The following is a 239-nucleotide window of genomic DNA, read 5'->3' on the forward strand; positions in this document are numbered from 1 at the left end:
GTTGTTATCGTCAACTTCTCGGTAGACGTAATCGTACCGTTTATTACACAGGGATATGTTTATCAGGGTGAGAAGATGATGGCTGGATTGATGGGCGGTGTGCTGATGGGCACCTGCATCGGTTTGGTTCTGCAGAGAGGTTCCACCAGCGGCGGTTTGGATATCGTCGGCAGAATGGTAAAGAAACAGATGCCGCAGTTCTCGATCGGTAAGATTATGTTTGCGGGAGACTTTACCAT

The 239-nt window shown here is 48.5% G+C and carries 1 protein-coding gene; it reads left to right on the plus strand.

Going from position 1 to position 239, the window contains the following annotated elements:
- Positions 1-239, plus strand: a 239-nt coding sequence (locus AC2FA3_RS15620; RefSeq protein WP_490510395.1) for a YitT family protein, incomplete at both ends; no start/stop codon positions are given.

The sequence above is a fragment of the Janibacter sp. CoH_79_TC_3 genome, from assembly GCF_058197955.1.